The 6271-nt window shown below is 29.8% G+C and carries 6 protein-coding genes; 5 read left to right on the plus strand and 1 reads right to left on the minus strand.

Features of this window, described 5'->3' with window-relative positions:
* The first annotated feature begins 38 nt into the window (after nucleotides 1-38).
* From KPL38_RS10540 to KPL38_RS10560, 5 genes are all read left to right on the plus strand, one after another.
* Nucleotides 39-1772, plus strand: a complete 1734-nt coding sequence (locus KPL38_RS10540; RefSeq protein WP_216289094.1) for a motility associated factor glycosyltransferase family protein — start codon at nucleotides 39-41, stop codon at nucleotides 1770-1772.
* Nucleotides 1773-1801: 29 nt separating this feature from the next.
* Entirely contained in the window at nucleotides 1802-1966 is a 165-nt protein-coding gene (locus KPL38_RS10545) for a hypothetical protein (RefSeq protein ID WP_216289095.1), read from the plus strand.
* Nucleotides 1967-1986: 20 nt separating this feature from the next.
* Complete coding sequence (locus tag KPL38_RS10550; protein ID WP_216289096.1) at nucleotides 1987-2289, plus strand: hypothetical protein; 303 nt, start codon at nucleotides 1987-1989, stop codon at nucleotides 2287-2289.
* An 84-nt stretch (nucleotides 2290-2373) separates the two neighbouring features.
* On the plus strand, nucleotides 2374-2685 hold the full coding sequence (locus KPL38_RS10555; protein ID WP_216289097.1) for a hypothetical protein: 312 nt from the start codon (nucleotides 2374-2376) through the stop codon (nucleotides 2683-2685).
* A 197-nt stretch (nucleotides 2686-2882) separates the two neighbouring features.
* Nucleotides 2883-3929, plus strand: coding sequence for a nucleotidyltransferase family protein (locus tag KPL38_RS10560; RefSeq protein ID WP_216289098.1), 1047 nt, complete (start codon nucleotides 2883-2885; stop codon nucleotides 3927-3929).
* A gap of 629 nt (nucleotides 3930-4558) precedes the next feature.
* Here KPL38_RS10560 and guaA read toward each other — a convergent pair.
* Entirely contained in the window at nucleotides 4559-6088 is a 1530-nt protein-coding gene (gene guaA, locus KPL38_RS10565; RefSeq protein ID WP_216289099.1) for a glutamine-hydrolyzing GMP synthase, read from the minus strand.
* Nucleotides 6089-6271: the final 183 nt, after the last annotated feature.

Consider the following 6271-nt stretch of genomic DNA (forward strand, 5'->3'; position numbering starts at 1 on the left):
ATTTTATCCCATCCATATTGTATAAAAAGGAGAAATTTATGAAAAAATATAAAACATTAGATGGGCATTATGTCTCTAAAATAAGGAAAGATAATGTTGACTACTTTTTAGGAAATCGAGGAAATTATCAAGAAGATATAGATACCCTGATAAAAAATGTATCCGACTTAAGATTTGATTCCATTATCATTATATTTGGTCTTGATACAGGCGCATACCTTAATGATCTATATAATCTAATGTGTGATAAAAATAAGGTAGTAATTTTTGAACCTAATAAAGAAATTTTTCTTAAAAATAAGAAGATATCTAATGAAAAGGTAGCATTAGTTTTTTTCGAAGAAGATAAAATTAAGAATCAATTATATTCCTTTATAAATTCCTCAAGTTTTAATAATTTATATGTACACGCATTTGGTAATTACAGAGAAATATATGAGGAAGAATATAATTTTTTTATAGAAACTTTAGATTGTGCCTTCCATACTGCATCGTCTAGTATAACTATTTCTAATAGATTTAGAGAGGTTTTTATTAAAAATTTAATATGTAATTTGGATATTATAAATCAGTCCACTGCTATAAATAGCTTTGAGGAAAAGAACAAAAATGTACCAGCCTTTATTGTGTCAGCAGGACCTTCATTAGAAAAGAATATAGAGGATATGGTTAAAAATAAGGAATTAGTTGAAAAGTCTATTGTTGTAGCTGGAAGTAGAACCTTAAAGGCTCTTTTAGAAAATGGAATAAAGCCAGATCTTTTAGTATCAATAGACCCAATCGATGATAATTATGAAATGATGAAGGAATATTTAGATTGTGATACACCTCTGGTTTTCTATGAATATAGTAATAGAAAAATCCTTAGTGATTATAAAGGAGAAAAAATATATTTATCAACCTTACTTTCAAAAATTATAGAAGAACTTAATACCTTAAGGGGCACCTATCTTGGAGGATCAATCGCACATACCTGTGTGGATATAGCTCGTACTTTAGGGTGCAATCCAATAATTTTAGTAGGACAGGATCTTGCTTATACCTTTAACCAACATCATTCAAAATCAGCAACTTTTAAAATAGATAACAACTTAAATCTTATGGCATCTACTAATGTAAAAGATGTATATGGAAATGATATTAAAACTACTGCAACACTAAATCAGTTTAGGAAAAAATTAGAAGAATATATTGAAACAGATACAAAAACAAATGATACAAAATATATAAATGCTTCTTATGGCGCAGATATTATGGGAGCTGATCATTTAGAGTTAAATGAAGTTTTTAAACTTAATATATTTTATAACACCAAGGAGTGTTTTGAAGCCTCTAGAGATATAAATATAGATTCAAAAGCAATAATAAGTAGTATTTTAGATTATATAGACTTCTCTACTTGTAAAGCCGATACTGGGGAAAAAATATGTATAAAGCTATCCCAATGTGATGAGAATAAATCCTTAGTTGATATAGATGAAAATGATGAAGAGCTACAAAAGTTTCTTGAAATTCTTGAAATAATTAATAAATTTGAGTCTTCACCAGAAAATACATTTTTAGGAGGATATTTCAATAAATTCATTTTTGATATTAAGCAATTAAAGTTTAATATGTATGCAAAGGACTATGATAGATTAACATCAAACTTAAAATATCAAAGCCAATGCTTCCTATTATATTTTAAAGAAATGAAAAAAATGCTAAAAGAAGTACAACAGCTAATTATAGAAACAGTAACAAAATCTAATGAAAGTCATAATATAAAATAGAAAATAAATTTTAAAATATGGAGGGTATTATGGAAAAGGAAATAGATGGTAAAGTATACAAAGATGTCCCCGTTGTTAAAATGATAATTAATGGGAAAGAAATTAATGGTAATGTGATTTCAGCAGAGGATGCCTCAGATGATACTATAACAGCAACTATAATAACTGAACCCGAAGAAGAAAATAAAAAGTAATTACGATTACTTTAAAGTAAATGAACAATAATTTTAATTGTATTTTAATAAGAGGTAAATCCTTAAACCCATGCGGAAAAAATATATTAAATTTAATTCTAAATGTAGAAAAAAGTACTCTTATAAAGGGAACTGTTTATGCATGCAAATGTGTACCAAGTGTTGGTGCTTCAATAAAAGTTGTTGAAATAAACCCATGTAATAAGAAAAGAAAAATATTAGGATACACCTATACTGATGGCAAAGGAGAATATCAATTTAGGGTGATGCCAATATCTTATATGATATATGAATTCACAGCATATTCCCCCTTGAAACTGTAATATTTGTAAAAGGTAGCAATTTTTAAACATGACTGCATAGTTGGGGACTTTTTACGTTGAAGGTAGAGTTAAGGAGGAAAATATGTGTATAGTAACCAAAAATCAATTAGTGTAACCTATTATATTAATGAACAAAAATATTCATATTATTATTGGAACGCTGTTAAAAGAAAAATCCCAGTTATTTTATCAGGAAAAATTGTAGATTTAAATGGAAATAATATAGAGGGTGTCATTATTGAAGTTAAAAAACTTGATTACAATTACACTCCATGTAAAATAACTAATTTATGTTCTACAATATCCAAGAAAGATGGAGCATACAGTATATGTCTCCAAAAGCAATGCGATGTTGATTATAAGCTATGCATGTATCCTCCTTTAATAAGAGAGTAATGTTTACTCAACCATCACTTTACTACATTTAACTATTTTTAATTACTTCCTGCTAAAGTTTAGAAACTGGTGTACAGTTTTTGAGTTATATGATTAATTGTGCAATTAATCACCTAAAATAAGTAGGTACCCATATTTACTAGAATGCAAAACCCATTTATATAATATTTAGTAATTAAATTAGGAGTGTAAATATTATGGATATAAGTAAGATTTTAATAAACAAAGAAATTTCAATTAGAGATGCAATAGAAAAGTTAGACAAAAGTACAAAAAGAATAGCCCTTATAATGGAAGATAACAAATTAGTTGGAGTAGTTACTGATGGTGATATAAGAAGATGGATATTAAAAAATGGAGATCTCTCCTATAAGGTAGAACTAATAATGAATCACTCACCAATCGTTTTAACACCTACTAATATACATCATGCAAATGAAATCATGATGAATAAGCATATTGAAGCAATCCCAATTGTAGATGAAAATAAAGAGGTTGTGGATATAGTGTTTTGGAATGATCTTTATCACAAGAAATTTAACTATACTAATATTAATAATATTGCTGTGGTTATTATGGCCGGTGGAAAAGGAACAAGACTTAAGCCATATACTACTATTATACCAAAGGGGTTATTACCCATAGGAGATATCCCGATAGTAGAGAGGATTATAAATAAGTTTTTGGAGTATAATTTTAATGATTATTATCTTACTATAAATTATAAAAAAGAAATAGTTAAAGCATATTTTAATGAAGCAGGTCCATATAATATTTCATTCATAGAAGAGAGTAAACCTCTGGGTACAGCTGGCAGTCTAAGCCTTTTAAGAGATACCTTGAAAAATTGTTTTTTTGTAACTAATTGTGACATATTAGTTAATACAAATTATTCTAAGGTTGTGGAATATCATAAAAAGCATAATTATAAGATTACAGTGGTCGTAGCTCTTAAAGACTATATAATTCCATATGGAGTTTTTAAACTGAATGAAAGTGGTAAAATAGATTCATTAATGGAAAAACCTAAATATGAGTTTTTAGTAAATATAGGAATGTATTTGTTAGAACCCGAAGTGCTTAAATATATTCCGGAAAATACTTATTTTGATATGACAGAACTAATTACAAGGAGTATAGAAGAGGGAGAATCAGTAGGCGTATATCCTGTCAGTGATAATGACTGGCTAGACATGGGTGAATTTAAGTCAATGGAAAATATGGTAGAAAAATTAAATATATAAAGAAGAAATAATGTACTAGTGCTAACCCTAGAATCCTTCTGATTTTAAATCAATTAGTAATATTGTGAAAAGTTAAAAAATGAAGCTGATATTATTAATAATCTTGTAAGTAACTTATTATAAATAAAAATTCAAGTGTGTTTTACATTTTTTAGTTGAAAACATTAAATGCATATCTATAATATCAATTGGAAAATATATAAAGCCAAATATTCCAGCACCAATAAATCCAATAAAACTACACAGCCAAAATTGTTCTCCTTATTATTACAGTATAATCTGTGAGCAGTTAAATACCAGGTTATCTTTGCTTATGGCATCACTAAAATCACATAAGGGCTTTCTCTATGCTACAAATAAAAAGTTCTCCTATAGCTCAAATGGTAGCATTCTAGTGGGTTATAAATATAATATCTTAATTTGCTTCTTGGAATTGTATTTCCAACACTATTAGGAGATAAATAATTGTCCAAATCAACAAAATCATCAAACAATACTCTGTTTTATTACTATTTAAAACATTTTATTAGTTCCATATACAAAAATAAAGTAATGTATAACAGACAAGTTTCTACGCTTGAAATCATACACTACTTCATCTTCACAAATGGCTCAAAGCCTTGTTACGCCTATTCCCACTCAATAGTGGAAGGTGGCTTTGAGGTTATATCGTAAACAATTCTATTTACTCCCTTAACTTCATTAACAATTCTACTAGATACCTTATCTAATACTTCATATGGGATTCTAGCCCAATCAGATGTCATTCCATCAGAACTAGTTACTGCTCTTAGAGCAACTGTATGACAGTATGTTCTCTCATCGCCCATAACTCCAACGGATTGGATGTTAGGTAGACATGCAAAGTATTGCCATATTTGGCCCTCTAGTCCAGCTTTTGCTATTTCATCTCTAAATATTGCATCTGCTTCACTAGTAATAAATAATTTTTCTGGTGTTATTTCTCCAAGTACTCTTATAGCAAGTCCTGGTCCCGGAAATGGTTGCCTCCATACTAAATAATGAGGGATTCCAAGTTCTTCTCCCACTGCTCTAACTTCGTCTTTAAATAATTGTCTTAAAGGCTCTATTAGTTTAAAGTGCATATCTTCTGGAAGTCCACCAACATTATGGTGACTTTTTATAGTAGCTGAAGTAGCCGTTCCGCTTTCAACTACATCTGGATATATTGTGCCTTGAACAAGAAAATCTAATTGTCCTAGTTTATTAGATTCTTCTTCGAATACTCTTATAAACTCTTCTCCAATTATCTTTCTCTTTTTCTCTGGGTCACTAACTCCCTTAAGCTTACCTAAAAATCTCTTTTGAGCGTTAACTCTTATTATGTTCATGTCAAATTCGCCACCGAACATTTTTTCAACTTGGTCTCCTTCATCTTTTCTTAAAAGACCGTGATCTACAAAAACGCAAGTTAACTGATTTCCTATTGCCTTATGTACAAGTACTGCAGCAACTGAAGAATCCACTCCACCAGATAATGCACAAAGAACCTTTTTATCTCCAACTATTTCTTTTATAGCTTTGATTTTCTCTTCTGCAAATGATGACATTGACCAATCGCCCTTAACCTCACAAACATCATATAAAAACTTTCTAATCATTTCTTCACCAAAAAGAGTATGTTTTACTTCTGGATGAAACTGAACTCCATAGAGTTTTTTAGAATCATTAGATATAGCTGCTACAGGACAATGTTTAGTAGTTGCAATTATATCAAATCCTTTTGGCACCTCAGAAATATGATCTGTATGGCTCATCCAACATTGGTTTTCTTCTATCCCTGAAAAAATAATAGAATCCTTATGCAGATTGACTTCTATTTTTCCATACTCGCGAACTTCAGATGTTATAACTTTTCCACCGTAAGCTTGTGCCATCAATTGAGCACCATAACATATTCCTAAGATAGGTATACCTAATTCAAAAATTTTATTTTCTATTTTTGGAGCACCACTTGCGTATACACTATTAGGTCCTCCAGTAAATATTATTCCCTTTGGATTCATATTTTTTATTTCTTCAACCGAGCGTGTATATGGTATTATTTCACAATACACATTATTTTCTCTAACTCTTCTTGCAATAAGTTGATTATATTGACCACCAAAATCAACTACCAAAACTAATTCTCTATTAATCAATGTTTTTCCTCCTGTAGACTAAGCCTTAAGCTTAGCTATTCTCATCTATACTAGCCGTTCTCGTCTATTCTAGCCGTTCTCGTCTATTCTAGCCGTTCTCGTCTATTCTAGCCGTTCTCGTCTATTCTAGCCGTTCTCGTCTATTCTAGCCGTTCTCGTCTATTCTAGCCGTTCTCGTCT

Origin of the sequence: Clostridium psychrophilum (assembly GCF_018861705.1) — a bacterium.
GTDB classification, from domain to species: domain Bacteria; phylum Bacillota; class Clostridia; order Clostridiales; family Clostridiaceae; genus Clostridium_AD; species Clostridium_AD psychrophilum.